Below are 24,905 nucleotides of genomic sequence, written 5' to 3'. Positions count from 1 at the left end.
CTAGGATCGAATCAAGTGACCGCTGGCCGCCAGTGGCTGGCCGTCCAGTAATGCACCCTGTTCGCCAAGACGCAAGCGCCCTTCAGCGAACCAGCGCACCGCCAGTGGGTAGATCAGGTGTTCCTGATGGTGTACCCGCTGTGCCAGGCTTTCGACGGTGTCATCAGACGCCACCGGTACCACAGCCTGTACGACCAGTGGGCCGCCATCGAGTTCCTCAGTCACGAAGTGTACGCTGCAGCCATGCTCGGCGTCGCCAGCTTCCAATGCCCGGCGATGCGTATGCAGGCCCTTGTACTTGGGCAGCAGCGACGGGTGGATGTTGAGCAGGCGGCCCTGATAGTGGCGCACGAAGCCGCCACTGAGGATGCGCATGAAACCGGCCAGCACGACCAGGTCCGGGGCAAAGCCGTCGATGCGCGCCATCAGCGCGGCATCGAAGGCTTCACGGCCGTCGAACTGGGTGTGGTCGAGCACGACGCTGTCGATGCCGGCCGCTGCGGCGCGTTGCAGGCCGTAGGCATCGGCGCGGTTGGAAACCACCGCGCGGATACGCACCGGGCTGTCCTGCCCTTGGCAGCTGTCGATCAGGGCTTGCAGGTTGCTGCCGGAGCCCGACAGCAGTACCACTACATTGCAGGTCTTGCTCGGCATCAGTGTGCCTTGAGGTTCTGCAGCTCGACCTGGGCAGCGCCTTCGGCGGCTTCGGCGATGTGGCCGATTACCCACGGTTGCTCACCGGCGGCGCGCAGTTCGTTCAGGGCGGCTTCGACCTGGTCCTGGGCCACGCAGATGACCATGCCCACGCCGCAGTTCAGTACGCGGTGCATTTCGTGCTCGTCGACGTTGCCTTTTTCCTGCAGGAAGTCGAACACCGCCGGGCGCTGCCAGCTGGCTACGTCAACCACGGCCTGGGCGTTTTTCGGCAGTACGCGCGGGATGTTGTCCAGTAGGCCGCCGCCGGTGATGTGGGCCATGGCCTTGACTGCGCCGGTGTTCTTGATCAGCTGCAGCAGCGGTTTGACGTAGATGCGGGTCGGCGCCATCAGCAGGTCGGTCAGCGGCTTGCCGTCCAGCTGGGTGTTCTCGATGTCGGTAGCCGACACTTCGAGGATCTTGCGGATCAGCGAGTAGCCGTTGGAGTGCGGGCCCGAGGACGGCAGGGCGATCAGCGCGTCACCGGTGGCAACCTTGGAGCCGTCGATGATTTCGGCCTTTTCCACCACGCCTACGCAGAAACCGGCCAGGTCGTAGTCTTCGCCTTCGTACATGCCAGGCATTTCGGCGGTTTCACCACCGACCAGCGAGCAGCCGGCCAGTTCGCAACCGGCGCCGATGCCGGTGACCACGGTGGCGGCCACGTCAACGTTCAGCTTGCCAGTGGCGTAGTAGTCGAGGAAGAACAGCGGCTCGGCGCCGCACACGACCAGGTCGTTGACGCACATGGCGACCAGGTCCTGGCCGATGCTGTCGTGCTTGTTCAGGTTCAGCGCCAGGCGCAGCTTGGTGCCGACGCCGTCGGTGCCGGAGACCAGCACCGGCTGCTTGTAGCCGGCCGGGATCTCGCAGAGGGCGCCGAAGCCGCCCAGGCCACCCATGACTTCAGGGCGTGCGGTGCGTTTTGCCACGCCCTTGATGCGTTCGACCAGTGCTTCGCCGGCGTCGATGTCTACACCGGCGTCCTTGTAGCTCAGGGAGGGTTGCTTGCTCATTGATCCAGGCCTTTAGGAGGGAGGGATTCTTAAAAACGACCATGACGGCCAAGGCCGGCTGATAAGCGGCGGCGGTCTGAAACGTCAGTGGTCTGTGAAGGCGCGCGATTTTATCAGGGTTGCCGGGCAGCGGCCATCCTCAGGCCGACGGGCAGGGCGGTAATTGTTGAAAAAAGCTGGAGGGTGGTTGATGCGGTTGCATGTGTATAAGCTGCAAGCAACGAGCTTTACGCTGCACGACAATGCAGCCCGGCGCTCGGCCTGCTTTTTCTTGCAGCTTGAAGCTTACGGCTTGAAGCTCGACTGGACAGGAATCCTCCATGCGTTTGTTCAATATTCTGGCAGCCGGTTGCCTGGCCCTGATCTCGGCCACTGCCCTGGCTGAAAATGTCTCCGGCCTTTATCAGGTGCGCGAGCCGGTCACCGGGCCGGGCGCCGAAGCCCGTACCGCGGCCACAGTCAAAGCCCTGGACACGTTGGTGCAGCGTCTGACCGGTGACCCAAAGGCCGTGCAGAGCCCTGCATTGGCCGAGCTGCGCAAGGACCCACAGCAAATCATCAACCAGGTGGGCAGCGAAGCCGGCCCGCCCGAGTCGGTAGTGGTCGAGTTCGACCCAGGTAGCACCGAGCGGGCCTTGCGCAAGGCTGGCCTGGCGCTGTGGGGCAGTAACCGGCCCTCGATACTGGGGTGGTGGTTGAACGACACGGTCGAGGGCAGCAACCTGGTCGGTGATGGCCAGGCCAGTGCCCAACCCCTGCGCCGCGCCGCCCAGCACCGTGGTCTGCCGTTGCGCTTGCCGCTGGCCGACTTGCAGGAGCAGCTGGTCGCCAATGCCAAGCAGATCGAAGGCAACGATCCAGCGCCACTGCGCGAAGCTTCCGAGCGCTACGGCGCCGATGCCTTGCTGGCGGTACATGCCCAGGAAGCCGACGGCAAGTGGCAGGGCAAGTGGCAGCTGTGGCTGGGCGACCAGCGTGAGCAGGGCACTGCCGAGGGCGCCGACCAGGCCGCCTTGGCTGACGCGGTGATGATGGCGGTAAGCAGCCGCCTGGCGCCGCGCTACGTTACCCGGCCGGGTGCCAGCAGCCAGTTGCAGGTGCAAGTGCAGGGCATGAACCTGCAGCGCTATGCCGAACTGGCCCGCGTGCTGGAGCCCTATGGCCCACGCTTGCAGGCGGCTGAAGGCACTACCCTGACCTACGGGGTTACGGGCAATCGTGAACAGCTACGTGCCCAGCTTGGCCTGGCCAAACTGCAGGAAGTGCCGGTCGAGCAGGCACCGGCGGTGCCGGCCATGCCAGCACCGGCAGTGGATGCCGCAGCCGCGCAGCCCGCGCCTGCGCAGCCAGCACCCAAGCCGTTCGACGGCTTGCGTTTTCGCTGGTAAGGGGCGCTTGCCGTGACTGACATGCGTCGCTGGATCTGGCTGGGCGCTGCACTGCTGATCGCTGTGCTGCTTTATAGCCTGCACAATATTCTTACGCCGTTCCTGGTCGGCATCATGCTGGCCTACCTGGCCGACCCGCTGGTCGATCGTCTCGAGCGCCTGGGGCTTTCGCGTACCTGGGGTGTGGTGGTGGTGTTCGGCCTGTTCACCCTGTTGCTGTTGGCGTTGTTGCTGGTGCTTGTGCCGATGCTGGCCAAGCAGTTGGTGCGCCTGTACGAGTTGGCGCCGCAAATGCTCGACTGGCTGGAGCATGTTGCGCTGCCGTGGGTACAGGGCCGCCTTGGCCTGGCCGATGGTTTCTGGAAATTCGACAAGATCAAGGCCGCCATCGGCGCGCACATGGGGCAGACCACCGATATCGTCGGCATGCTGCTGTCCCAGGCCACTGCCTCAAGCCTGGCGTTGGTGGCCTGGTTGGCCAACATGGTGCTGATCCCGGTAGTGGGCTTTTATCTGCTGCGCGATTGGGACTTGATGATGGGCAAGCTGCGCGGCCTGCTGCCGCGCCAGCGCGAGCCGCAAGTGATGGGCCTGGCAGGTGAATGCCATGAAGTGCTGGGGGCATTCGTGCGCGGGCAACTGATGGTGATGCTGGCCCTGGGCGTCATCTATTCAGCCGGCCTGATGCTGGTGGGGCTCGAACTCGGTCTGCTGATCGGCATGCTTGCAGGCCTTGCGGCCATCGTGCCGTACATGGGCTTCATCATTGGCATTGGTGCCGCGCTGGTGGCCGGCCTGTTCCAGTTCGGTGGCGACCTGTATCCGATGCTGGGCATCGTTGCGGTGTTCATGGTCGGGCAGGCGCTGGAGGGTATGGTGCTGACCCCTCTGCTGGTGGGCGATCGCATCGGCCTGCATCCGGTTGCGGTGATCTTTGCCATCCTCGCCGGTGGTGAACTGTTCGGCTTCACCGGTGTGCTGCTGGCGCTGCCGGTGGCGGCGGTGATCATGGTGCTGCTGCGGCATGTGCATGACCTGTACAAGGAATCGGATATGTACGCCGGGAATATCGACCCGGAGCTTTGAACGCCCCGTGTTTCGTTTTGAGCTGTTTCGCGGGCGCTGAGCATGGTTCGTCCTGCATGCGGCGCTCGCTTGTGCAGCGCAACTTGTTGATTTTGCTTGCCCTATCTGCAGTCGAGATTGTGCGCCCCGCGTTGCGGGTATAGACTTTGCAGATTGTTCACCAAAGGCCCCCAGCGGTCCCGTCGACCGCCCGCGAGCATGAAACCACCGATCCAGTTGCCCCTGGGTGTGCGCCTGCGCGATGACGCCACCTTCATCAACTACTATCCGGGCGCCAATGCTGCGGCATTGGGTTACGTCGAGCGGCTATGCGAAGCCGACGCCGGCTGGACCGAGAGCCTTATCTACCTGTGGGGCAAGCAGGGTGTTGGCCGTTCCCACCTGCTGCAGGCCGCCACCCATCGCTTCCAGCAACGTGGCGAGCCCGCTGTCTACCTGCCGCTGGCGCAATTGCTCGACCGTGGCGTGGAACTGCTCGACTACCTGGCCCAGTACGAACTGGTGTGCATCGACGATCTGCATGTGATCGCCGGCAAGGCGGATTGGGAAGAGGCCATGTTCCACCTGTTCAACCGCCTGCGCGACAGCGGCCGACGCTTGCTGCTGGCTGCCTCGGCATCACCGCGTGAGCTGCCGATCAAGCTGCCGGACCTGAAGTCGCGGTTGACCCTGGCCCTGGTGTTCCAGATGCGCGGCCTGTCCGACGAAGACAAGCTGCGCGCCTTGCAGCTGCGAGCTTCGCGCCGTGGCCTGCACCTGACCGACGAAGTCGGCCATTTCATCCTCACCCGCGGCGCGCGGAGCATGAGCGCGTTGTTCGACTTGCTCGAGCGCCTCGATCAGGCGTCGCTGCAGGCACAACGCAAGCTCACCATCCCTTTTCTCAAGGAAACCCTCGGCTGGTAACCCCCTGAAAACCCTGGGCCAGAGCGGTAAAACAAAAAAGTCACATCTTTTTCGATAAAATTTGCAAATGGCCATGATAGAGGGCATAGTTTCACCCTTCTAAAGGATTACAGACACGGTCGTGCCCATGCTGAAGCGCTTCGCACCCCTCGTGCCACTCGCACTCGTGACCCTGCTTTTTGGCTGCGCGGCCCAAGGCCCGGTATCTCAGCCCCAGGATCACACCCCGATCACTGCACAATCGGCTGTCAAGGCCAAGGCCTCTTCCTCGTCGGTATTCGGCGAGCCGGAAGAGCTGGCCACCGAAGATGACCTGGCGTCTTTCTCCGGCAGCAAGCCTTACCAATTGCCGGTTCTGGCTGACAGCATTCTCGAGCGCGGCATGTCGTTGATCGGCACCCGCTACCGCTTTGGTGGTACCTCGGAAAAGTCCGGCTTCGACTGCAGTGGCTTCATCGGTTACCTGTTCCGCGAAGAGGCGGGCATGACGCTGCCGCGCTCCACGCGTGAAATGATCAACGTCGATGCGCCGAAAGTGGCCCGCAACAAACTCAAGCCAGGTGACTTGCTGTTCTTCAGCACCAATGGCCGCGGCCGGGTAAGCCATGCCGGCATCTACCTGGGTGACAACCAGTTCATCCACTCCAGCAGCCGCCGCAGTGGTGGTGTGCGCATCGACAGCCTCGGTGATCGTTACTGGAGCAAGACCTTCATTGAAGCCAAGCGCGCCTTGGCCATGGCGCCGACCAACATCGCGCGCAACTGATATCAAAATGATGTACCCTGCCGCGGCGGTGATGCTTTGAAAAAAAGCACACCGCCGTGCGCATTTACAGAAAGCGTCTAATCTAAATTCTCAACTCTTTTCGGCTGCAGCGCAGCGGTCTCAGACAGGATGTTCTGGCCATGATAAAGATGGCGCGCTTCGCATTTCTCTCCTTGGCAGCCTTGCTGGCTGCATGCTCCAGCCGTGCGCCTGCGCCGGCCCCTGTGGTACAGCCGCAGGTTACCTATAGCCAGCCCAATCCTTCACCGATTGCCGATGACGTGCTGATTCGCGCCATTGGTCTGGTTGGCACGCCCTATCGTTGGGGGGGCAATACCCCGGACTCCGGCTTCGACTGCAGCGGCCTGATCAAGTATGTGTACCGTGATGCTGCTGGCATCAGCCTGCCGCGCTCGACGCGAGAGATGATCGTCATGCGCGCACCCACGGTGGATGCCAGTTCGCTGCAGTCCGGTGACCTGGTGTTCTTCGCCACCAGTGGCGGCTCGCAGGTCAGCCATGCCGGCATCTATGTCGGGGACGGGCGCTTCGTGCATGCACCTTCCACCGGTGGCACCGTGCGCCTGGACTACCTGTCGAACAGCTACTGGGCCAAGGCCTACCTGCAGGCCAAGCGGGTGATTCCGCAAGGGCATCTGGCACAGAACCCTTGATATCCATGCCTGTTTAGCGGCCCCTCGAGCTCGGGGCCGATACCGGCTGCCTGGATTCAAGGTGTTTTGCTCACCCGCCAGACCACCCGCTTCGATTGACGCTCCCGGTGCAACCCTCTAACCTTCGCGGCGTGTTTCAGGTGCCCTGCCAGCCCCGACTGGGCAGGGTGAAACTGGGAAGCCGGTGGGCGCCAGCATGGCGCGATTCCGGCGCTGCCCCCGCAACGGTGGATGAGTAAAAGGCCGCGCAGGGCCACTGGATGCCAGCATCCGGGAAGGCGCGCAGGCCAGGGCCAAGGCCCACTCACAAGCCCGGAGACCGGCCTGATACTGCCAACGGCATCACGGAGGGTGATGCGCGGTGCACCGTGGCGCCCAGCCATGGCCTCTGCGCGTTCTCCGTTTGCCTGCCTATTACCTGTCGCCGCGCATTGCCGTGGTGCCAGCCAGCGGAGAACCCTGATGAGCGATTCCACCGAACGCGACGAACGCCACCTGGCGCGCATGCAGCGCAAGAAGGCGGTCATCGACGAACGCATCGCCAATTCCCCTAACGAATGCGGCCTGCTGCTGGTGCTGACCGGCAATGGCAAGGGCAAGAGCAGTTCGGCCTTCGGCATGCTCGCGCGCGCCTTGGGCCACGGCATGCAATGCGGTGTGGTGCAGTTCATCAAGGGCCGCAACAGCACCGGCGAGGAGCTGTTCTTCCGTCGCTTCCCCGAACAGGTGCGCTACCACGTGATGGGCGAGGGCTTTACCTGGGAAACCCAGGACCGCCAGCGTGACATCGCTGCTGCGCAAGCCGCCTGGGCGGTGTCGCGCCAGTTGCTGCAGGACCCAGGTGTACAGTTCGTGGTGCTGGACGAGCTCAACATCGCCCTCAAACATGGTTACCTCGACCTGGACCAGGTACTGTCCGACATTCAGGCCCGCCCGCCCATGCAGCATGTGATTGTCACTGGCCGCGCTGCGAAGCCCGAGATGATCGAACTGGCCGACACCGTGACCGAAATGGGCATGCTCAAGCACGCCTTCCAGGCCGGTATCCGCGCACAGAAAGGCGTCGAACTGTGAGTCGATCGCGGCACTGCCCCGCCGTGTTGATCGCGGCGCCGGCCTCTGGCCAGGGCAAGACTACCGTCACTGCTGCGCTGGCCCGCCTGCACCGCAACCTCGGGCGCAAGGTGCGGGTGTTCAAATGCGGGCCCGACTTTCTTGACCCGATGATTCTCGAACGGGCCAGTGGCGCGCCGGTGTATCAGCTGGACCTGTGGATGATCGGTGCGGAGGAAAGCCGTCGTCTGCTGTGGGAAGCTGCTGGCGAGGCTGACCTGATCCTCATCGAAGGGGTGATGGGGCTGTTCGACGGTACCCCGTCAAGCGCCGACCTGGCGCGCCACTTTGGCGTGCCGGTGCTGGCGGTGATCGACGGCACAGCCATGGCCCAGACCTTCGGCGCCCTGGCCCTGGGCCTGGCGCGGTACCAGGCCGATCTGCCGTTCGCCGGCGTGCTGGCCAATCGGGTAGGCAGCCTGCGTCATGCGCAACTGCTCGAAGGCAGCCTGACCGAGGGCTTGCGCTGGTATGGCGGCTTGTCCCGCGAGCGCGGCATCGAGCTGCCCAGCCGCCACCTGGGCCTGGTGCAGGCCAGCGAGCTGAATGACCTGGACACCCGCCTGGACGCTGCCGCCGAAGCGCTGGGCGCCAGTTGCGATGCGGCGTTGCCGCCGCCAGTCAGCTTTGCCGAGCCGGAACCGCAAGCCAGCGTTGCCTCGCTGGCCGGTGTGCGCATTGGCGTGGCGCGGGACGAGGCGTTCGCCTTCATCTATGGCGCTAACCTCGACCTGTTGCGCAACCTGGGTGCCCAGCTGGTGTTCTTCTCGCCGCTGCACGACCACGAACTGCCGGCGGTAGACAGCCTGTATCTGCCGGGTGGTTATCCTGAGCTGTATCACCATGCGCTGGCCGCCAACGCACCGATGTGCGAGGCGATCCGCGCCCACCACGCGCAGGGCAAGCCATTGCTGGCCGAGTGCGGCGGCATGCTGTACCTGCTTGATGCTCTGACTGACGTGGCCGGTGAACGTGCCGAACTGCTCGGCCTGCTGCCGGGTGAGGCGACCATGCAGAAGCGCCTGGCTGCCCTGGCGCTGCAGGCGGTGGAACTGCCGGAGGGGACCTTGCGCGGTCACACCTATCACCATTCGCTGACCAGTACTGCGCTGGAACCGATCGCCCGGGGTCTGAGCCCCAACGGCGGGCGTGGCAACGAGGCGGTTTATCGTCTGGGCCGGCTGACGGCCTCTTACGTGCACTTCTATTTCCCTTCCTGCCCGGATGCGGCGGCGGCGCTGTTGCGACCATGAATGATCACGCCTACAGCGACGCCGAGCGCGCCGCCATTTACCGGGTCATCGGCGAGCGCCGCGACATGCGCCATTTTGCGGGTGGCCAGGTGGCGCCCGAACTGCTTGGCCGCTTGCTGGCCGCCGCACATCAGGCGCCCAGTGTCGGGCTAATGCAGCCGTGGCGCTTTATCCGCATCACCCAGCGTGACCTGCGCGGGCGCATCCAGGCCTTGGTGGAAGCGGAGCGGGTACGCACGGCCGAGGCGTTGGGCGAGCGATCCGATGCCTTCATGAAGTTGAAGGTGGAGGGCATAAACGATTGTGCCGAGCTGCTGGTGGCGGCCTTGATGGACAACCGCGAGCCACACATCTTCGGCCGCCGCACCCTGCCGGAGATGGACCTGGCCTCGCTGGCCTGTGCCATCCAGAACCTGTGGCTGGCCGCGCGTGGCGAAGGGCTGGGCATGGGCTGGGTGTCGCTGTTCGACCCGCAGGCGTTGGCCGCGCTGCTGGGCATGCCCGCCGGGGCCAAGCCGGTGGCGGTACTGTGCCTTGGGCCGGTCGCCGAGTTCTATCCGGTGCCGATGTTGGTGCAGGAAAGCTGGGCCGAAGAGCGGCCCCTGAGTGAAATGCTTTACGAAAACCAATGGGGAGAGCGTCAATGAGCGTGGCCTTGCTGACCGTGGCCGGGGTGGCCCTGGACGCTTTGCTGGGCGAACCACAGCGCCGTCACCCCTTGGTGGCGTTCGGCAATATGGCCGGCAACCTGGAGCGCCGCCTGAATGCGGGCGGGCGCGGCTGGCGCAGCCACGGCGTGAGCGCGTGGTTTCTGGCGGTGGTGCCGCTGACCCTGGTGGCGCTGGTCCTTTCGTGGCTGCCGTATATTGGCTGGCTGGTTGACGTGCTGGCGCTTTACTGCGCCGTGGGGCTGCGCAGCCTGGGCGAGCATGTGCTGCCGGTGGCCAGCGCCTTGCGCCAGGGCGACCTGGCGGAGGCGCGGCGACGGGTTGGCTACCTGGTCAGCCGAGAAACGCGCGAACTGGACGAGCCCGCGGTGGCCCGAGCGGCGACCGAGTCGGTGCTGGAGAACGGCAGCGACGCAGTGTTCGCCGCGTTGTTCTGGTTTGTGGTGGCCGGTGCGCCCGGTGTGGTGCTGTACCGCCTGAGCAACACGCTGGATGCCATGTGGGGCTACCGTAACGAACGTTTCGAGCGCTTTGGCTGGTGCGCGGCGCGCATCGACGATGTGCTCAACTACATACCTGCAAGGCTGGTGGCCCTGACTTATGCTCTGTTGGGCAAGACCCGTCTGGCCTTGGCCTGCTGGCGCAAGCAGGGCCCGCTGTGGGACAGCCCCAACGCCGGGCCGGTGATGGCTGCCGGCGCCGGCGCGCTGGGCGTGGAGCTTGGTGGCCCGGCGGTGTACCACGGCGAACTGCATGAGCGGCCGCGTCTGGGCGAGGGGCCAGTGGCCGATGCCGATGCCATCGAGCGCGGCTGGCAGCTGGTGCAGCGCGGCGTGTGGCTGTGGCTGCTGGTGATCTGCCTGGGGGCCTATATCAATGCTTGAACATGGTGGCCGCCTGTTACGCGCGGTGCAGCAATACGGTATCCCCCGTGAGCAGTGGCTCGACCTGTCCAGCGGCATTGCGCCCTGGCCATTTTCTGTCCCGCCGATTCCCGTCGACGCCTGGGCCCGCCTGCCGGAAACCGAGGACGGCCTGGAGGACGCCGCGCGCTTGTATTACGGCGCCCGCCAGTTGCTGCCGGTAGCCGGCTCCCAGGCCGCGATCCAGGCCTTGCCACTGCTACGTCCAGCCGCTCGAGTAGGCGTGCTGACGCCGTGCTATGCCGAACACCCCTATGCCTGGCAACGGGCGGGGCATCAACTGCTGGCGCTGGATGAAGCGCAAGTCGAGGCTGCGCTCGACGGCCTCGATGTGCTGGTGCTGGTGAACCCCAACAACCCGACCGGCCAGCGGGTGTCGCGCGAACGCCTGCTGGCTTGGCATGCTCGCCTGGCTGCCCGCGGTGGCTGGCTGCTGGTCGACGAAGCATTCATGGACAACACCCCGGCGGACAGCGTGGTGGACTGCGCCGAACGCCCGGGACTGATCGTGCTGCGCTCGTTTGGCAAGTTCTTCGGCTTGGCCGGCGTGCGCCTGGGCTTCGTTGCCGCCGAACACAGCTTGCTGCTGCGCCTGGCCGAGCTGCTCGGACCCTGGACCGTCAACGGCCCGACCCGGGTGCTGGCCCAGGCCAGCCTGTCTGATCAGACTGCCCAGCGCGCGCAGGCCGAACGCTGTGCTGCTGCCAGCGAGCGGCTTGCGCACGTGTTGCGCAGTGCCGGCCTGGCGCCTAGTGGTGGCTGCGACCTGTTCCAGTACGTGCGTAGCGAGCATGCTGCGCGGCTGCATGAATTTCTCGCCCGGCGCGGCATCCTGGTACGGCTGTTCGAACAGCCAGCGGCAGTGCGCCTGGGGTTGCCTGCCTGCACGGCGGACGAACAGCGCCTGGCCCAGGCCCTGGCGGCTTATCAGAAGGAAACGGCATGACGACCCTCATGGTGCAAGGCACCACCTCCGACGCAGGCAAGAGCACACTGGTGACCGCGTTGTGCCGCTGGCTGTTGCGCCAGGGCGTCGCTGTGGTGCCCTTCAAACCACAGAACATGGCGCTGAACAGCGCGGTGACGGCTGATGGTGGTGAAATCGGCCGGGCCCAGGCGGTGCAGGCCCAGGCCTGCCGGCTACAACCGCACACCGACATGAACCCGGTGCTGCTCAAGCCCAACAGCGATACCGGCGCCCAGGTCATCATCCACGGTCGGGCGGTCACCAGCATGAATGCAGTGGCCTACCACGACTATAAAACCACGGCCATGCAAGCGGTGCTGGCGTCTCATCAACGCCTGAGTGCCGCGTACCCGGTGGTCATGGTCGAGGGGGCGGGGTCGCCGGCAGAGATCAACCTGCGTGCCGGCGATATCGCCAACATGGGCTTTGCCGAAGCGGTGGACTGCCCGGTGATCCTGGTGGCCGACATCAACCGCGGTGGTGTGTTCGCCCACCTGGTGGGCACGCTGGAATTGCTGTCGACCACTGAACAGGCGCGGGTCAAAGGTTTTGTCATCAACCGCTTCCGTGGCGACATTGCTCTGCTGCAGCCAGGGCTGGACTGGCTGGAACAACGCACCGGCAAACCGGTACTGGGCGTCCTGCCTTACGTTACCGACCTGCACCTGGAAGCCGAAGATGGCATCGATGTGCGCCAAGGCGTCAAGCACGAGCGAGTGCTAAAGGTGATCGTGCCAGTGCTGCCGCGCATCAGTAACCACACCGACTTCGACCCGCTGCGCCTGCACCCGCAGGTGGACTTGCAGTTCATTGGCCCAGGCCAGCCGATTCCGGCTGCCGACCTCATCATCTTGCCAGGCTCCAAGAGCGTGCGTGGCGACCTGGCACAACTGCGCGAGCGCGGTTGGGACAAGGCCATCGAGCGGCACCTGCGCTATGGCGGCAAGCTGATCGGTATCTGCGGTGGCCTGCAGATGCTGGGGCGGGAAGTGCATGACCCGCTGGGGCTGGAGGGAGCCGCAGGCTCAAGCCAGGGGCTCGGCCTGCTCGACTATGCCACGGTGCTCGAAGCCGAGAAGCAACTGCGCAATGTGGCCGGCACGCTGAGCCTTGAAGCGGCAACGGTAACCGGTTATGAAATTCATGCTGGCGTTACGACGGGGCCTGCGCTGGCGCAACCCGCGGTCCAACTGGCTGATGGCCGCCATGATGGTGCTGTCAGTGCCGATGGCCAGATCCTCGCCACCTACCTGCATGGCCTGTTCGAAGGCAGCCAGTCGTGTGCCGCGCTATTGCGCTGGGCCGGGCTGGAGGATGTGCAGGTTATCGACTACGAAGCGTTGCGCGAACACGACATCGAGCGCCTGGCCGATCTGGTGGAAAAGCACCTGGACACCGCGCATTTGCGCCAACTGTGTGGGGTAGCCTGACATGCGTAACCTGATTCTCGGCGGCGCCCGGTCTGGCAAAAGCCGCCTGGCCGAACAACTGGCCAGCGCCAGCGGCTTGCCGGTGACCTACATCGCCACCAGCCAGCCGCTGGATGGCGAAATGAACGAACGCGTGTTGCTGCATCGTCAGCGCCGGCCGGATGACTGGGGGTTGATCGAAGAGCCCTTGGCCCTGGCCGCGGTACTGCGCGCCGAAGCGGCCGAGGGGCGCTGCCTGCTGGTGGATTGCCTGACCCTGTGGCTGACCAATTTGTTGATGCTGGAAGATGACCAGCGCCTGGCCGAGGAGCGTGATGCCCTGCTGGCATGCCTGGAACAGTTACCTGGCACCCTTATCCTGGTCAGTAACGAAACCGGCCTGGGCGTCGTGCCCATGGGCGAGCTGACCCGGCGCTATGTCGACCTGGCCGGCTGGCTGCACCAGGCCGTGGCCGAACGCTGTCAGCGTGTAGTGCTGACCGTGGCCGGCCTGCCCCTAATCCTCAAAGGACCTGCACTATGACCCAAGCCTGGTGGCGTGACGCCTGCCAACCCCTCGACAACGCCGCCATGGACCAGGCCCGCGCCCGGCAGCAGCAACTGACCAAACCTGCTGGCTCGCTCGGTCAACTTGAAGAACTGGCCATTCAGCTGGCTGGCCTGCAGGGGCTTGAACGACCAATGCTGGATCAGGTAGCCATCAGCATTTTTGCCGGCGACCACGGCGTGGTCGAAGAGGGCATCTCGGCCTACCCGCAGGCGGTGACCGGGCAGATGCTACGCAACTTCGTCGGCGGGGGCGCGGCGATCAGTGTGCTGGCGCGGCAACTGCAGGCCAGCCTGGACGTGGTCGACCTGGGCACCATTGACGCGCAGTTGGAGCTGCCCGGCGTGCGTCATCTGCGCCTGGGCACCGGTACTGCCAACTTTGCCCGTCAACCCGCGATGACCGAAAACCAGCTGCAAGCGGCCTTGCAGGCTGGTCGCGACAGTGCCCAGCGCGCCGCCGAACAGGGCGCACAGCTGTTCATCGGTGGCGAGATGGGCATCGGTAACACCACCGCCGCCGCAGCCTTGGCCAGTGTTCTGCTGGGGTGTCCGGCGTCGGAGCTGAGCGGCCCTGGTACCGGCCTGGACTACGCCGGGGTGCAGCACAAGGCTGAAGTCATCGAGAGGGCGCTGTGCCTGCATGGCTTGCGTGCTGAAGACCCGTTACAGGCACTGGCTTGTGTTGGCGGTTTCGAGATCGCGGCGTTGGCGGGTGCCTACCTCGGTTGCGCGCAGGCGGGTGTCGCGGTGTTGGTGGATGGCTTTATCTGCAGTGTCGCTGCGCTCGTGGCAGTGCGCCTCAACCCGCAGTGTCGGGCCTGGCTGTTGTTCGCTCACCAGGGGGCTGAGCCCGGGCACAAAACCTTGCTTGCTGCGCTGCAGGCCGAGCCCTTGCTGGCCTTGGGCTTGCGCCTGGGTGAGGGCAGTGGCGCTGCCCTGGCGGTGCCGCTGTTGCGCCTGGCCTGTGCGCTGCATGGGCAGATGGCGACCTTTGCCGAGGCCGCGGTGGCGGACCGCCCGGCATGATCCTCGACTTGCTGCGCCATGGTGAGACGGAACAGGGCGGCCTGCGTGGCAGCCTTGATGATGCCTTGACCGACAAGGGCTGGGCGCAGATGCGCCGCGCCGTGGCCGACGCCGGCCCGTGGCAGGTGCTGGTCAGCTCGCCGCTGCAACGCTGTGGGCGCTTTGCCGATGAGCTGGGTGCGCAGTTGAACCTGCCTGTGCAGCGTGAGCCCGCCCTGCAGGAACTGCACTTCGGTGATTGGGAGGGCCAAAGTGCCGCGCAGATCATGGAGCACCAGGCCGATGCACTGGGCCGTTTCTGGGCCGACCCTTACGCCTTCACACCGCCCAATGGCGAGCCGGTCGAGGCGTTTGCCGAACGGGTGCTGGCGGCTGTCGAGCGTTTGCGCCTTCAGCATGCCGGCAAGCGCGTGCTGCTGGTGACCCATGGCGGCGTGATGCGGCTGTTACTGGCCCGTGCCCGTGGCTTGCCCAGGGAGCAGTTGCTGCAGGTCGAGGTTGGCCATGGCGCGTTGATGCGGCTGGTGCCGGGTGGCGATGGGCAACTGGTCGAGGCGCCCTGAGATGTTGCCGTTCTGGATCGCCCTGCAGTTTCTCAGCAGCCTGCCGGTGAGCCTGCCGGGCATGCCGGCACCGCGTGAGGTAGGGCGTTCGCTGCTGTACTACCCGCTGGTCGGGCTGCTGTTCGGCTTGCTGCTGTGGTTGGCCAGTCATCTGCTACAGGGTACGCCGTCGCCGCTGCATGCGGCTTTGCTGCTGACGTTGTGGGTATTGCTCAGTGGTGCCTTGCACCTGGATGGCCTGGCGGACAGTGCCGACGCCTGGCTAGGTGGTTTCGGCGACCGTGAGCGCACCTTGCGGATCATGAAAGACCCGCGCAGCGGGCCGATTGCCGTGGTCACCCTGGTCTTGGTGTTGTTGCTGAAGTTCTGCGCATTGTGGGTGCTGGTCGGGCAGGGCATCGGGGCGCAATTGCTGCTGGCGCCGTTGATCGGGCGGGCGGCTATGTTGGGTCTGTTCCTTTGTACACCTTATGTGCGACCTGGCGGGTTGGGCCAGGCGTTGGCCGAACATATGCCCCGGTGCGCGGCGGGGTGGGTGTTGCTGGTTTGTGGGCTGTTCTGCCTCTTCCTGGGCGGATGGAGCGTGCTGCTGGCGCTGGCGGTGTTTGCCTGGTTGCGGCATCTGATGTGCCGGCGCCTGGGCGGGACCACCGGTGATACCGCCGGTGCGTTGCTGGAGCTGCTGGAGCTGGCCGTCGTGCTCGGGTTGGCGCTGGGGCTTTGAGCGCTTGATCTGGACGGCGCTTTAGCGGCTGCTTTGCGGTGCTTTCGCAGCAGGCCATAGGTGTGGAGGGGCAGTAACTTCCAGAAACGGTCCGGAAGCGCCTGCCTCTTCCTTGCCGGCGTATCCTCAGCCTCCCCCCCAGCAATCAGGTAGGCTTCCCGTGCGTCACTGGATCTTTGCCAGTCTATTGGTCCTGTCCACCCTCCCAGCCACTGCTGCAGATCTCATGGCGTTCTGGGACACCCCACGCCACGGCGGCAACAGCTTCAACCGGCTGCCACCCGATCAAGCCTACTTCGATGCCCTGAGGGGGTACGGCGCCACATGGGTGCGGCTGTCGTACGACAAATGGCAACCGGTGAAACGTGATTTCCTCCTCGGCAGCGCCGATACCTATGAAGGCCTGCCCGACGCCGACCTGGCGGTGCTGCGTGCCACCCTCGACCGGGCGCACCAGGCGGGGCTCAAGGTGGTCATCGCGCCACTCTCGCTACCGGGTATGCGCTGGTCGCAAAACAACCAGGGCCAGTTCGATGATCGCTTGTGGCAAGACAAACGTTACTGGTCCCAGGCTGCGGCGTTCTGGCGAGATATGGCGCGCGAACTGAAAAGTCATCCGGCCATCGCGGCCTACAACCTGATCAATGAGCCAGCACCGGAGAAACAGGGTGGCCTGGCTGAACATGCCGAACTCGGGCAGATGCAGCAGTGGTATGCGCAAGCGCAGGGCGGTGCGCGCGATCTGCCCTTGCTGTACCGGCAACTGATAGCGGCCATACGCGAAGAAGACGTTGATACGCCGATCATGGTCGATGCCGGCTGGTATGCAGGCGCAGACGCGTTCGGCTACTGGCCGGCGCCGCTGGAGGACCCGCGAGTGCTGTACAGCGTGCACATGTATGAGCCCTATGCCGCAACCAGTGCGCCGAACATGGCGCGCAAACAGCCCATCGCCTATCCAGGCCCCGTATCTTTTGCCGGGCAGACACAGCTGTGGGATGGGCGGCGAGTTGAAGGCTACTTGCGCCAGCCGCTGGCATGGGCCGAGGCCGTGGGGCTACCGCTTTCTCGTCTGGTGGTGGGCGAGTTTGGCTGCATGCGCAGGCTGCCGGGTTGTCGGCAGTACCTTGAAGATGTACTCGTCGTGCTGGATCGCAACCGGTTGCACTGGGCATTCTATAGCTTCCGTGAAGACAACTGGGATGGCATGGACTACGAGCTGGGCACGGCGAAGGTGCCGTGGCGCTACTGGCAGGCGGTCGAGCAGGGCGCGCCGGACCCCTTGGCGCGCAAGGCGACGGTTGAGTTCGAGCCGATCCGCAGGCGCTTGAACCCTGACTGACGCTTCTCAATCTTTCGTGAAACTTCTTGCAACACTCCGCACGCGGGTATATACACGTATCCATGCTGACCAGTGAATGCATCTGTACCCACCTGCGTCGCGCCGCCCGCGGCGTGAGCCGGCATTACGACGAAGCCCTTGCCGGCTTCGGGGTCAATGTCGCCCAGTTTTCCCTGCTGCGGCACCTGCAGCGGCTCGACCGACCCAGCATCACAGCCCTGGCCGAAGCCATGGGGCTCGAGCGCAGTACCCTGGGCCGCAACCTGCGTGTGCTGGAGGCGGATGGGCTGGTAGCACTGGGCGAGGGCGACGACCAGCGTAACCGCGTGGTGCTGTTGACCGCGGCGGGTAAGCAACTGCTGCACGTTGCCCACCCGGCCTGGGAGCAGGCCCAGAAAGAGCTGGTTGAACGGCTCGGGGTGGGGCAGCGGGATGAACTGGTGCGACTGCTGGAACAACTGGCCTGATTTGATACGACTATAAGCGGGTATATACCCGTAAACCTTGCGATGTGCTGGAGATAACGACAATGACTTCGGTGTGGCGAACCAGCGGATGGGTGTTGGTGGGGGCGGCCTTGATACTGGCGCTGTCTCTGGGCGTACGGCACGGCTTTGGCCTGTTTCTGGGGCCGATGAGTGCTGATTTTGGCTGGGGGCGTGGAGTGTTTGCCTTCGCCATTGCCCTGCAGAACCTGATCTGGGGCCTGGCGCAGCCGTTCGCTGGCGCCTTGGCCGACCGGCTTGGCGCGGCGCGGGTGGTCATCATCGGCGGTATTCTCTATGCCGTCGGCTTGATCTTGATGGGCTTGGCTGATTCGCCCTGGTCGTTGTCGCTGAGTGCGGGCTTGCTGATCGGCATCGGCCTGTCCGGCACGTCGTTCTCGGTCATCCTCGGTGTGGTCGGGCGTGCAGTGCCGGCCGAAAAGCGCAGCATGGCCATGGGGATCGCCAGCGCCGCCGGGTCGTTCGGCCAGTTCGCCATGTTGCCGGGCACCCAAGGCCTGATTCAGTGGCTGGGCTGGTCGGCAGCGTTGCTGGTACTGGGCCTTTTGGTGGCGTTCATCGTGCCTTTCGTCTGTCTGCTGCGCGATCGCCCGTTACCCAGTCACGGTGCCGAGCAGACCCTGGGCCAGGCGCTGCGCGAGGCGTGCACGCACTCCGGCTTCTGGTTGCTGGCGCTGGGCTTTTTTGTCTGTGGCTTCCAGGTCGTATTCATTGGCGTTCACCTGCCGGCCTACCTGGTTGACCAGCATCTGGCTGCGGCCACCGGTACGACAGTGCTGGCGCTGGTCGGCCTGTTCAACATCGTCGGTACCTTCACTGCTGGCTGGTTGGGCGGGCGCATGTCCAAGCCGCGCCTGCTGACCGGGTTGTACCTGCTGCGTGCGGTGGTGATCGTGCTGTTCCTGTGGGCGCCGGTGAGCGAGTTCAGTGCTTACCTGTTCGGCATTGCCATGGGCCTTCTGTGGTTGTCCACGGTACCGCTGACCAATGGGACCGTGGCCACGGTGTTCGGGGTGCGCAACCTGTCCATGCTGGGCGGTATCGTGTTCCTGTTCCATCAGTTGGGTGCGTTCCTGGGGGGCTGGCTGGGTGGGATAGTGTATGACCGCACCGGTAGCTATGACCTGGTCTGGCAGATTTCCATCCTGCTCAGCCTGCTGGCCGCTGCCCTTAACTGGCCGGTGCGCGAACGCCCGGTTTCACGCCTTCAGGCCCAGGCTGTATGAACCGCTACCTGATACGCGGCCTGTTGGCTATTGCCGCCCTGTTGCTGCTGGCACTGGTGTGGTGGGGCTGGCATCAGGGTGGGATGGCGCTGATGCAACTGGGCATGAGTGTGTGTTAGGCGCTACCCTGCAAGCTCAAGGATTGTCATGCGGGAGAAACGAGTCATGCGTGCACATTGGTTGACGGTGCCGGTGCTGGCCCTGCTTGCCAGTACATCGAGCTGGGCTGCAGATTGCCCGGCATTGTTGCAGGGCAGCCTGCCGGAATTGCGCGGTAAGGGGCAGGTCGACCTCTGCGAGCGCTTTGCCGGCAAGCCGCTCGTGGTGGTGAATACTGCCAGTTATTGCGGTTTTGCCCCGCAGTTCGAGGGGCTCGAGGCGACCTACAAGGAGTATCACGAGCAAGGCCTGGAAATGCTCGGCGTGCCGTCCAATGACTTCAAGCAGGAAGACGCCGACAGTGAGAAGACTGCCAAGGTTTGCTATGCCAACTACGGTGTCACCTTCACCATGACCAAGACGCAGGCGGTGCGGGGCAAGGATGCGATACCGCTGTTTGCGGAGCTGGCCAGCCAGAGCAGTGCGCCGAAGTGGAATTTCTACAAGTATGTTGTCGATCGCAAGGGCAAGGTGATCGGTAACTTCTCCAGCCTGACCAAACCGGATGATCCCGCGTTCCGCGCCGCTATCGAAAAGGCCATCGCCTCACAGCAGTAACCAGGCTGCGCTTGCTGCGGCGTTTGATTTTAAGCGCGAGGCAGTTCAGGCGACGCAGATTGCGACTTCAGGAGGCCTTACGCCGTCCTCCTGAAGTCGCGGGATCAAGATCAAAAACAGGAAGTGGCTGGCTGCGGGTCACTTCACCGTGCATGCACGGTAATCGCCACCAACCGCACCACCACCGGCCGGACCACCAGCACGCACACAAATGCCACCGGCATCGCCAACTGATAGGCCTTGAGCACATTGCCCAGATACTCAGGGGTAAACCCGGCATTGGCCGCCGTGATCACGAAGCACATCAACAGCGCCATGATCGACGACATGTAGAACGCGAAAACGTAGGGAGTAGCGACCGGGTGCAATTTACGTCGACTGCGCGATCGGGACAGGTTGCTCATGCGAACTCCTGAAAGCTGAGTGGAAGCGCAGATTAGCAACCTGCCCCCTGCAGCTGTAGACCGGCAGCATTGAGTTCTTTATAAAGAAACTCTTACGAATCCAAGCGCTCACCATGGACCTGCTCAACGCCATTCGCTGCTTCATCAAGGTGGTCGAGGCCGGTAGCATCGCTGCTGGTGCCCGTATCCTCGGCCTCAGTCCGGCAGCCGTCAGCCAGAACCTGGCGCGGCTGGAAGGCCACCTGCAAGTACGCCTGCTCAGCCGAACCACACGCAGCATGGCCCTGACGCCCTCTGGCGCCCAGTATTACGAGCGTGTAAAGCATATCGAGCGTGATCTGGCCCTGGCCGAACAGGCAGTGACAACACCCGACAGCGAGCCTCAGGGGCGGCTGTGCATTGCCTCGACCTCTGCCTTTGGGCGCCATGTGCTGGCGCCGTTGATACCTGCTTTCAGTGCCCGCTACCCTTTACTTTCGATAGAGTTGGTAACGACTGATCGTCGGGTCAACCATGCCCGTGAAGACGTTGACGTGAGCTTGCGCATTGCCCCACAGCTCGAAGACCAGCTGCTGGCCCGGCGCATCGCCCGCATCCCGTTCATTTGTTGTGCCTCACCCGGTTACCTGCAGAGCGCTGGCGTACCTGCCACGCCCGAGGCCTTGCGCGGGCACCGTTGCCTTGTGTTTCGCTATCCGGTGGATGGCCGCTTCCTGCGCTGGGGCTTCATGCGGGACGGCCTGCGCTTCGAAGCGGAGTTCGGCAGTGTATTGATCAGCGACGATATCGATGCCCTGACCCAGATGGCCCTGCACGATGGTGGCATCACCCGTCTGGCCGAGTTCATCGTGCGACCGCACCTGGCCTCGGGTGCGTTGGTGCCGCTGTTCGAATACTGCGACAGCAGCCAGGCTTACGCCCAGACCGAGCCCATGGACATCTACCTGTGCCTGGCCGATCGCTTTGCCATGACCACCAAGGTGCGCGCTTTCATGGACTACCTGCGCGAATGCCTGGGCGACAGCTGGCAAGTGCAGGCATGAAAAAACCGCCACGAAGGCGGTTTTCATGTAACGCACAGGAATCAGAAGCGGTAGGTGAGGGATGCACCGATACCGTGAGCGCTGTTCTCGTACTTGGCCTGGTAGCTGCCTTTCAACAGCCCTTGTTGTTGCGAGCTTGGCAGGTTGTTGACCTTGGTATCCTCTTCCCACAAATACGAATAGGCAACGTCGATGGTCATGTCATCGTTCGGGCTCCAGCCGGCACCAAAGCTGACCGCTTTACGATCGCCAGTCGGAATGCGTGGCGAGCGATCATGGTTGTTGGTGGGCGACTGGTCGACGGAGAAGCCTGCGCGCAGGGTCCACTCCTTGTTCACCTTGTAGGACGCGCCAATGGCGTGGGCCCAGGTGTCGTGCCAGTTCTGCTCTTCGGTGATGGTCTTCAACGGGTAGCCTGCCGGCGCTTCGTTCTCGACGACGATGCTTTCCAGGCGGCTCCAGCGCGTCCAGGTGCTACCCGCATACAGTGTCCAATGGTCATCCAGTTCATGAGTGACCGAGAAGTCCACAGACTCTGGCGTCTTGATCTTCAGGCTGGCGTCGAACTTGCCGTTCAGGCCAAGCTGTGGAATCGGGTAGGAAACGCGGGTATTGCCTTCAAGCTTGTAGTCGACCATCGAGTGATAGGTCAGGCCCAGACGGGTACGGTCCGTAGCTTGCACCAGAACGCCGATGTTGTAACCGATCGCAGTGTCGTCGCCCTTGATCTTGGTCTCGCCATCAGGGCCATTGGGCCCCAGGAGGGCCTTGCTGCTCAGGTTCGAACCCAGTTCACCCTTGATACGGTTGATAGTCGGGCCAAAACCGATCGACACTTTGTCGTTGAAGGCGTAGCTGACGGTTGGCTGGAAGGTGACAACCTCGACCTTGCTCTTCTTGCCCCAGTAGCGTGCAGCGTCATCGCTACCGTAGTCGGTGATCAGGCCATATGGCACGTAAACGCCGAAGCCAACGCTCCAGTGATCATCAATCGGCTTGACGTAGTAGCCCATGGGTACGCCAACGAGAGGCACCATGTCACCATCGGTTTCCCCCCCGAAGTTGCTGCCTGGGCCCGATATGTCGGTCTTGGCGATGACGGCAGCGCCGCCCACGGTGAATTGTTCGCGCTTGAGGCGGGACATGCCGGCCGGGTTGCCATACACAGTGCTGGCATCGTCGGCAGAAGACGAGCGCCCAGCAAAACCGGTTCCCATGCCGCTGATACTTTGTTCGTTCAGCGCGAACCCGGCGGCGAGCAGTTGGCTGGAAGCAAGCGCAACGGCTACGCCGAGGGAGGTTTTGAGCATTACTTTTTTCATTATTAGAAAACTCCTTGGGTCTCCGGGGCGAAAAGCTACCAACAAATCACGCGCTGCGCTATAGGCTCAATCGCAGGAGTTAGAGCGGTTTTGTAGGACAATCCGACCAAAATTCCATTTTTTCCGGGTTACTTGTAGGACGCGTCTCAAGATGCCTGTGGCAATTTCTGATCTATGCAGGCATGCCAGGCATGGGTGAAGTCGCGCAGACGACCCTGGGGGTTGAAAATCTGTCGCCAGATACGCGCCAGTGCCAGCAGATCGTCCGCCGCAGGCAATGGGGTGGCCTGCTCTTCGATGAGCATCCAGGCAATGGCAGTGGAATAGCGCAGGTTGACGGTGAGCTCCAGGTGCGGGCCACCAAGGAAGGCGTGCTGGCTGGCCAGGCCGCGGACCAGGCTGGCGAGGTCGGGGTCACGGGCCAGGTATTCGTCCCAGAGCGCCTGGTGACGATGTTCGCCGATGCGGTAGAGGCCGTGCCCGCGTCGGTCGTGCAGGGCTGAGCCGAGTGCTGACTGGCTGGCGGCGATACCCAGGAGCAAGGCTTCGGCGCTGGCGCAGTGACGGTTCAGGTAGACCAGGGTGGGTCGGATCACATACTGACACAATTCATTCGCCGCAATACCCATGATGCCCTCGAGCAGGTAAGGGCCGGACGGGCGCTGGAGCTTGGCAGCTGGTGAATGATCAGGCCCGCCGGGAGCGGAAAGCACCGCTCGAGTTGAAGTGTAGTGTGATAATCATGGTGTAAAGAGCTGTTTTTAAATCGATTGCTGCCTGATGCTCCGGGCTATATGCCCTAAGGCAATTACGCCCAGAGCGTTCAGGCAGTCTTGCGATCGGATGATTCAGCGCTTGAATACCACGGTATTCGCCGGTCACGCGGTGAGCGACTGACGCGTCCGGGCGATCACCGCCTGCAGCGGTTCATGGCGGCTGTACTGTTCGTGGTACAGGCGTTCTGTGTGGCAGGCAACGCCGTGTTCGTCTACCAAGGTAAAGCTGAAGCTGCCCTTGCGTGGGGCAACGATAAGGCACTTCAACGGCGAGAAGGCCTGGGAGAGGGTGCCAATGGCAGCCTGAATCTGATGATGAGTTTGCATATTGTTGGAGGTTCCTGCTTTAAACACGGGGGTTATGATCCGTGCATGATAGAAACGTTCCAGTGACGCCTTTATTAAGGGACGAACGAACCTGACTGGAACAGGGCAGCCAGAGGGGGCGCAATCAAATGTAGGCGCTTGGGCTGACTGGTAGGTACTTCGGAAGGCAGGCAGCACGCCGGGGCCAAGGTTCTAGGCCGTCGAGGTGGGATCCTGATCAATCTGTCATGTGATTCGTGCTTGCGCAGCGTAAGGCTGGCGAGTGAATCATTGAATGGGCCGGTCCTTGTTTCAGCAGGGACGCTCTTGGGGGGAGCGAGTCTGCAAGGACGCTTGCGGCCAGAATTGACTTTCAGCTTGGTACTAACGAGGGGCACCTTACCGGAAGTGCAGATGTTTGGCAAGCGCTACGTTTGTTCAGGTGAGCCGCGCAGTATGGCGCGAATTTTCGTTGCTGGGAAGAGGGGGAAAATGGCCCGAATGCCGGCCGATGTGCCCTTTTCGTGCACCCAAATGGAGGTTCATGGTGCACTTGTTCACATTCGGGGCAGCGCCTGTAACGGTCTGGTAACACCACCCGGCAGCCTCGCCAATGCCTTGACTGCGTGGTTAAGTCAATGAAAAAAAACACTATTTTTAGCTGGTGAAAAAATCGTCAGTTTGACCAAAGCCCCCAATTCACGGGGGTTTGAGGGGTGTGAGAGGGGGTTGTCCACCGAGTTATCCACAGGAACTGTGGATTGTCCCGAGCGCTTGCTCTAGCACGGGCGTGCCAGCAATGGGATGGACTGTCCGACAATTGCCATGCTCCAACAGACTGGTTGGTCATCCACCTGAAAACGTCAAGAAAAGATCATGGAATTTTTTTTCAATCCTCCAGAAATCGACAGGCCAGGGCGAAAAAAAAAGAGTAGAGTGGCGCGCCTTTCGAGTTACCAAACCTGTTGCTCATGAAGTTTCGCGGTAAAAACCTCGCCAGCCCTGCTGCATCGACACTTGCACCTCCCGCCAAACGCTTTTCCCTGAAAGTGGCCCTGTGGTTGCTCGACAGTCCGCGCTTGGGCGACAACCCTCAGGTCAAGCACCTGGCCGGGCGCTTGTTGAAGCAGCCGGCGCGCCAAGGTGTGGTTGTGGCGCAGAGCCGCCTGGGGCAGATGCTGTGCCGCGATTGTGGCAACGCCCGTGACCGGCGTATAGGCCATGAGCTGCTGCGTCAGGCTGCCCGCGCAGGGGATCGGCGGGCGCAGCTGGAGTACGCCCGGCTGTGTCAGCACAACGAGCCGGAGCAGGCGCGCTATTGGCTTGAGCTTGCGGCAGGGCAGGGATCGCAGGAAGCGCGGCGGTTGCTGCGACAGTGGTTTCCTGCCTGAGGCTTGTTGCCTGCGCGGGCCCATTCGCGAGCAATCACTGATGTGTGTTCACCACCGTGGTAGGAGCGGGTTTACCCGCGAATACGGTGGCGGCGGCAACGGTGAACGGCGGGTGGGGATTGGC

28 protein-coding genes and 1 riboswitch are annotated in these 24,905 nt (G+C 63.4%); of the genes, 22 read left to right on the top strand and 6 right to left on the bottom strand.

The annotated features are described in order from the left end of the window. Together purN and purM are read right to left on the bottom strand one after the other, a co-directional pair. On the bottom strand, positions 1-654 hold the full coding sequence (gene purN, locus N5D53_RS18425; RefSeq protein WP_014754253.1) for a phosphoribosylglycinamide formyltransferase: 654 nt from the start codon (positions 652-654) through the stop codon (positions 1-3). After that, on the bottom strand, positions 654-1,712 hold the full coding sequence (gene purM, locus N5D53_RS18420) for a phosphoribosylformylglycinamidine cyclo-ligase (protein ID WP_003252437.1): 1,059 nt from the start codon (positions 1,710-1,712) through the stop codon (positions 654-656). Before purM ends, purN begins: the two co-directional genes overlap by 1 nt. 320 nt (positions 1,713-2,032) lie before the next feature. Here purM and N5D53_RS18415 point away from each other — a divergent pair, with 320 nt between their 5' ends. The 20 genes from N5D53_RS18415 (at position 2,033) to N5D53_RS18320 (ending at position 19,539) form a co-directional block, all read left to right on the top strand. Further along, on the top strand, positions 2,033-3,100 hold the full coding sequence (locus N5D53_RS18415) for a DUF2066 domain-containing protein (RefSeq protein ID WP_104962415.1): 1,068 nt from the start codon (positions 2,033-2,035) through the stop codon (positions 3,098-3,100). Between the two features lie 12 nt (positions 3,101-3,112). After that, a complete protein-coding gene (locus N5D53_RS18410) occupies positions 3,113-4,186 on the top strand; it encodes an AI-2E family transporter (protein ID WP_010952723.1) in 1,074 nt (357 codons plus the stop codon). Between the two features lie 198 nt (positions 4,187-4,384). Beyond that, positions 4,385-5,092, top strand: coding sequence for a DnaA regulatory inactivator Hda (gene hda / locus N5D53_RS18405; RefSeq protein WP_003252443.1), 708 nt, complete (start codon positions 4,385-4,387; stop codon positions 5,090-5,092). A 127-nt stretch (positions 5,093-5,219) separates the two neighbouring features. Continuing rightward, positions 5,220-5,858 carry an NlpC/P60 family protein gene (locus N5D53_RS18400; RefSeq protein ID WP_190870045.1) on the top strand — a complete coding sequence of 213 codons (639 nt, stop codon included), beginning with the start codon at positions 5,220-5,222 and terminating at the stop codon, positions 5,856-5,858. 140 nt (positions 5,859-5,998) lie between these two features. After that, complete coding sequence (locus tag N5D53_RS18395; protein ID WP_104962413.1) at positions 5,999-6,532, top strand: C40 family peptidase; 534 nt, start codon at positions 5,999-6,001, stop codon at positions 6,530-6,532. Between the two features lie 121 nt (positions 6,533-6,653). After that, positions 6,654-6,875, top strand: a riboswitch (cobalamin riboswitch). Positions 6,876-6,994: 119 nt separating this feature from the next. Continuing rightward, positions 6,995-7,606, top strand: a complete 612-nt coding sequence (cobO, locus tag N5D53_RS18390; protein ID WP_003252448.1) for a cob(I)yrinic acid a,c-diamide adenosyltransferase — start codon at positions 6,995-6,997, stop codon at positions 7,604-7,606. Next, on the top strand, positions 7,603-8,898 hold the full coding sequence (locus N5D53_RS18385; protein WP_190870046.1) for a cobyrinate a,c-diamide synthase: 1,296 nt from the start codon (positions 7,603-7,605) through the stop codon (positions 8,896-8,898). Before cobO ends, N5D53_RS18385 begins: the two co-directional genes overlap by 4 nt. Further along, positions 8,895-9,545 (top strand): 5,6-dimethylbenzimidazole synthase, encoded by a 651-nt coding sequence (gene bluB / locus N5D53_RS18380; protein ID WP_104962411.1) that lies wholly within the window; start codon positions 8,895-8,897, stop codon positions 9,543-9,545. The genes N5D53_RS18385 and bluB overlap by 4 nt, the downstream gene beginning before the upstream one ends. Then, a complete protein-coding gene (gene cbiB / locus N5D53_RS18375; RefSeq protein WP_104962410.1) occupies positions 9,542-10,450 on the top strand; it encodes an adenosylcobinamide-phosphate synthase CbiB in 909 nt (302 codons plus the stop codon). Before bluB ends, cbiB begins: the two co-directional genes overlap by 4 nt. Next, positions 10,443-11,435 (top strand): threonine-phosphate decarboxylase CobD, encoded by a 993-nt coding sequence (gene cobD / locus N5D53_RS18370; protein WP_104962409.1) that lies wholly within the window; start codon positions 10,443-10,445, stop codon positions 11,433-11,435. The genes cbiB and cobD overlap by 8 nt, the downstream gene beginning before the upstream one ends. Further along, positions 11,432-12,886, top strand: a complete 1,455-nt coding sequence (locus N5D53_RS18365) for a cobyric acid synthase (RefSeq protein WP_104962408.1) — start codon at positions 11,432-11,434, stop codon at positions 12,884-12,886. The genes cobD and N5D53_RS18365 overlap by 4 nt, the downstream gene beginning before the upstream one ends. Position 12,887: 1 nt before the next feature. Beyond that, entirely contained in the window at positions 12,888-13,409 is a 522-nt protein-coding gene (gene cobU, locus N5D53_RS18360) for a bifunctional adenosylcobinamide kinase/adenosylcobinamide-phosphate guanylyltransferase (protein ID WP_003252463.1), read from the top strand. Continuing rightward, positions 13,406-14,461, top strand: a complete 1,056-nt coding sequence (cobT, locus tag N5D53_RS18355; protein WP_104962407.1) for a nicotinate-nucleotide--dimethylbenzimidazole phosphoribosyltransferase — start codon at positions 13,406-13,408, stop codon at positions 14,459-14,461. Before cobU ends, cobT begins: the two co-directional genes overlap by 4 nt. Next, on the top strand, positions 14,458-15,024 hold the full coding sequence (cobC, locus tag N5D53_RS18350) for an alpha-ribazole phosphatase family protein (protein ID WP_060546111.1): 567 nt from the start codon (positions 14,458-14,460) through the stop codon (positions 15,022-15,024). The genes cobT and cobC overlap by 4 nt, the downstream gene beginning before the upstream one ends. A gap of 1 nt (position 15,025) precedes the next feature. Beyond that, positions 15,026-15,748, top strand: a complete 723-nt coding sequence (locus N5D53_RS18345) for an adenosylcobinamide-GDP ribazoletransferase (protein WP_121162083.1) — start codon at positions 15,026-15,028, stop codon at positions 15,746-15,748. Between the two features lie 226 nt (positions 15,749-15,974). Further along, positions 15,975-17,090 (top strand): cellulase family glycosylhydrolase, encoded by a 1,116-nt coding sequence (locus N5D53_RS18340; RefSeq protein WP_121162081.1) that lies wholly within the window; start codon positions 15,975-15,977, stop codon positions 17,088-17,090. Positions 17,091-17,152: 62 nt separating this feature from the next. Continuing rightward, entirely contained in the window at positions 17,153-17,557 is a 405-nt protein-coding gene (locus tag N5D53_RS18335; RefSeq protein ID WP_014592088.1) for a MarR family winged helix-turn-helix transcriptional regulator, read from the top strand. A 71-nt stretch (positions 17,558-17,628) separates the two neighbouring features. Then, a complete protein-coding gene (locus N5D53_RS18330; protein WP_162497238.1) occupies positions 17,629-18,822 on the top strand; it encodes an MFS transporter in 1,194 nt (397 codons plus the stop codon). Beyond that, positions 18,819-18,941: a hypothetical protein gene (locus tag N5D53_RS18325; protein WP_010952738.1), complete on the top strand. Its 123-nt coding sequence runs from the start codon at positions 18,819-18,821 to the stop codon at positions 18,939-18,941. The genes N5D53_RS18330 and N5D53_RS18325 overlap by 4 nt, the downstream gene beginning before the upstream one ends. A 46-nt stretch (positions 18,942-18,987) precedes the next feature. After that, positions 18,988-19,539: a glutathione peroxidase gene (locus N5D53_RS18320; protein WP_003252479.1), complete on the top strand. Its 552-nt coding sequence runs from the start codon at positions 18,988-18,990 to the stop codon at positions 19,537-19,539. Between the two features lie 143 nt (positions 19,540-19,682). Here N5D53_RS18320 and N5D53_RS18315 read toward each other — a convergent pair whose 3' ends face one another. Continuing rightward, entirely contained in the window at positions 19,683-19,943 is a 261-nt protein-coding gene (locus N5D53_RS18315) for a DUF2798 domain-containing protein (protein WP_070096274.1), read from the bottom strand. 113 nt (positions 19,944-20,056) lie between these two features. Here N5D53_RS18315 and N5D53_RS18310 point away from each other — a divergent pair, with 113 nt between their 5' ends. Continuing rightward, positions 20,057-20,986 (top strand): LysR family transcriptional regulator, encoded by a 930-nt coding sequence (locus N5D53_RS18310; RefSeq protein WP_104962402.1) that lies wholly within the window; start codon positions 20,057-20,059, stop codon positions 20,984-20,986. A 41-nt stretch (positions 20,987-21,027) separates the two neighbouring features. Here the strand turns inward: N5D53_RS18310 and N5D53_RS18305 are convergent, their stop codons facing one another. The 3 genes from N5D53_RS18305 to N5D53_RS18295 all read right to left on the bottom strand — a co-directional run bounded on the left by N5D53_RS18305 (position 21,028) and on the right by N5D53_RS18295 (position 23,411). Further along, positions 21,028-22,308: an outer membrane protein transport protein gene (locus tag N5D53_RS18305; RefSeq protein WP_012053441.1), complete on the bottom strand. Its 1,281-nt coding sequence runs from the start codon at positions 22,306-22,308 to the stop codon at positions 21,028-21,030. 146 nt (positions 22,309-22,454) lie between these two features. Continuing rightward, the gene (locus N5D53_RS18300; protein ID WP_003252489.1) at positions 22,455-22,937 is read right to left on the bottom strand and encodes a hypothetical protein; all 483 of its coding nucleotides are present in this window, start codon (positions 22,935-22,937) and stop codon (positions 22,455-22,457) included. Between the two features lie 249 nt (positions 22,938-23,186). Next, positions 23,187-23,411 carry a hypothetical protein gene (locus N5D53_RS18295; protein ID WP_010952743.1) on the bottom strand — a complete coding sequence of 75 codons (225 nt, stop codon included), beginning with the start codon at positions 23,409-23,411 and terminating at the stop codon, positions 23,187-23,189. Between the two features lie 950 nt (positions 23,412-24,361). Between N5D53_RS18295 and N5D53_RS18290 the strand changes: the two genes are divergently transcribed. Continuing rightward, complete coding sequence (locus N5D53_RS18290; protein ID WP_014592081.1) at positions 24,362-24,781, top strand: SEL1-like repeat protein; 420 nt, start codon at positions 24,362-24,364, stop codon at positions 24,779-24,781. The last annotated feature ends 124 nt before the right edge of the window (positions 24,782-24,905 follow it).

Origin of the sequence: Pseudomonas sp. GD03862 (assembly GCF_029840855.1) — a bacterium.
Lineage (GTDB): Bacteria > Pseudomonadota > Gammaproteobacteria > Pseudomonadales > Pseudomonadaceae > Aquipseudomonas > Aquipseudomonas alloputida.
This window is presented reverse-complemented; position numbering and strand designations above follow the sequence as displayed.

Excerpts from the sequence above, each read along its gene's own strand:
- purN (WP_014754253.1), bottom strand. The coding sequence starts at position 654 with ATGCCGAGCAAGACCTGCAATGTAGTGGTACTGCTGTCGGGCTCCGGC.
- purM (WP_003252437.1), bottom strand. The coding sequence starts at position 1,712 with ATGAGCAAGCAACCCTCCCTGAGCTACAAGGACGCCGGTGTAGACATC.
- N5D53_RS18415 (WP_104962415.1), top strand. The coding sequence starts at position 2,033 with ATGCGTTTGTTCAATATTCTGGCAGCCGGTTGCCTGGCCCTGATCTCG.
- hda (WP_003252443.1), top strand. The coding sequence starts at position 4,385 with ATGAAACCACCGATCCAGTTGCCCCTGGGTGTGCGCCTGCGCGATGAC.
- N5D53_RS18400 (WP_190870045.1), top strand. The coding sequence starts at position 5,220 with ATGCTGAAGCGCTTCGCACCCCTCGTGCCACTCGCACTCGTGACCCTG.
- N5D53_RS18395 (WP_104962413.1), top strand. The coding sequence starts at position 5,999 with ATGATAAAGATGGCGCGCTTCGCATTTCTCTCCTTGGCAGCCTTGCTG.
- cobO (WP_003252448.1), top strand. The coding sequence starts at position 6,995 with ATGAGCGATTCCACCGAACGCGACGAACGCCACCTGGCGCGCATGCAG.
- bluB (WP_104962411.1), top strand. The coding sequence starts at position 8,895 with ATGAATGATCACGCCTACAGCGACGCCGAGCGCGCCGCCATTTACCGG.
- cbiB (WP_104962410.1), top strand. The coding sequence starts at position 9,542 with ATGAGCGTGGCCTTGCTGACCGTGGCCGGGGTGGCCCTGGACGCTTTG.
- cobD (WP_104962409.1), top strand. The coding sequence starts at position 10,443 with ATGCTTGAACATGGTGGCCGCCTGTTACGCGCGGTGCAGCAATACGGT.
- N5D53_RS18365 (WP_104962408.1), top strand. The coding sequence starts at position 11,432 with ATGACGACCCTCATGGTGCAAGGCACCACCTCCGACGCAGGCAAGAGC.
- cobU (WP_003252463.1), top strand. The coding sequence starts at position 12,888 with ATGCGTAACCTGATTCTCGGCGGCGCCCGGTCTGGCAAAAGCCGCCTG.
- cobT (WP_104962407.1), top strand. The coding sequence starts at position 13,406 with ATGACCCAAGCCTGGTGGCGTGACGCCTGCCAACCCCTCGACAACGCC.
- cobC (WP_060546111.1), top strand. The coding sequence starts at position 14,458 with ATGATCCTCGACTTGCTGCGCCATGGTGAGACGGAACAGGGCGGCCTG.
- N5D53_RS18345 (WP_121162083.1), top strand. The coding sequence starts at position 15,026 with ATGTTGCCGTTCTGGATCGCCCTGCAGTTTCTCAGCAGCCTGCCGGTG.
- N5D53_RS18340 (WP_121162081.1), top strand. The coding sequence starts at position 15,975 with ATGGCGTTCTGGGACACCCCACGCCACGGCGGCAACAGCTTCAACCGG.
- N5D53_RS18335 (WP_014592088.1), top strand. The coding sequence starts at position 17,153 with ATGCTGACCAGTGAATGCATCTGTACCCACCTGCGTCGCGCCGCCCGC.
- N5D53_RS18325 (WP_010952738.1), top strand. The coding sequence starts at position 18,819 with ATGAACCGCTACCTGATACGCGGCCTGTTGGCTATTGCCGCCCTGTTG.
- N5D53_RS18320 (WP_003252479.1), top strand. The coding sequence starts at position 18,988 with ATGCGTGCACATTGGTTGACGGTGCCGGTGCTGGCCCTGCTTGCCAGT.
- N5D53_RS18315 (WP_070096274.1), bottom strand. The coding sequence starts at position 19,943 with ATGAGCAACCTGTCCCGATCGCGCAGTCGACGTAAATTGCACCCGGTC.
- N5D53_RS18310 (WP_104962402.1), top strand. The coding sequence starts at position 20,057 with ATGGACCTGCTCAACGCCATTCGCTGCTTCATCAAGGTGGTCGAGGCC.
- N5D53_RS18305 (WP_012053441.1), bottom strand. The coding sequence starts at position 22,308 with ATGAAAAAAGTAATGCTCAAAACCTCCCTCGGCGTAGCCGTTGCGCTT.
- N5D53_RS18300 (WP_003252489.1), bottom strand. The coding sequence starts at position 22,937 with ATGGGTATTGCGGCGAATGAATTGTGTCAGTATGTGATCCGACCCACC.
- N5D53_RS18295 (WP_010952743.1), bottom strand. The coding sequence starts at position 23,411 with ATGCAAACTCATCATCAGATTCAGGCTGCCATTGGCACCCTCTCCCAG.
- N5D53_RS18290 (WP_014592081.1), top strand. The coding sequence starts at position 24,362 with ATGAAGTTTCGCGGTAAAAACCTCGCCAGCCCTGCTGCATCGACACTT.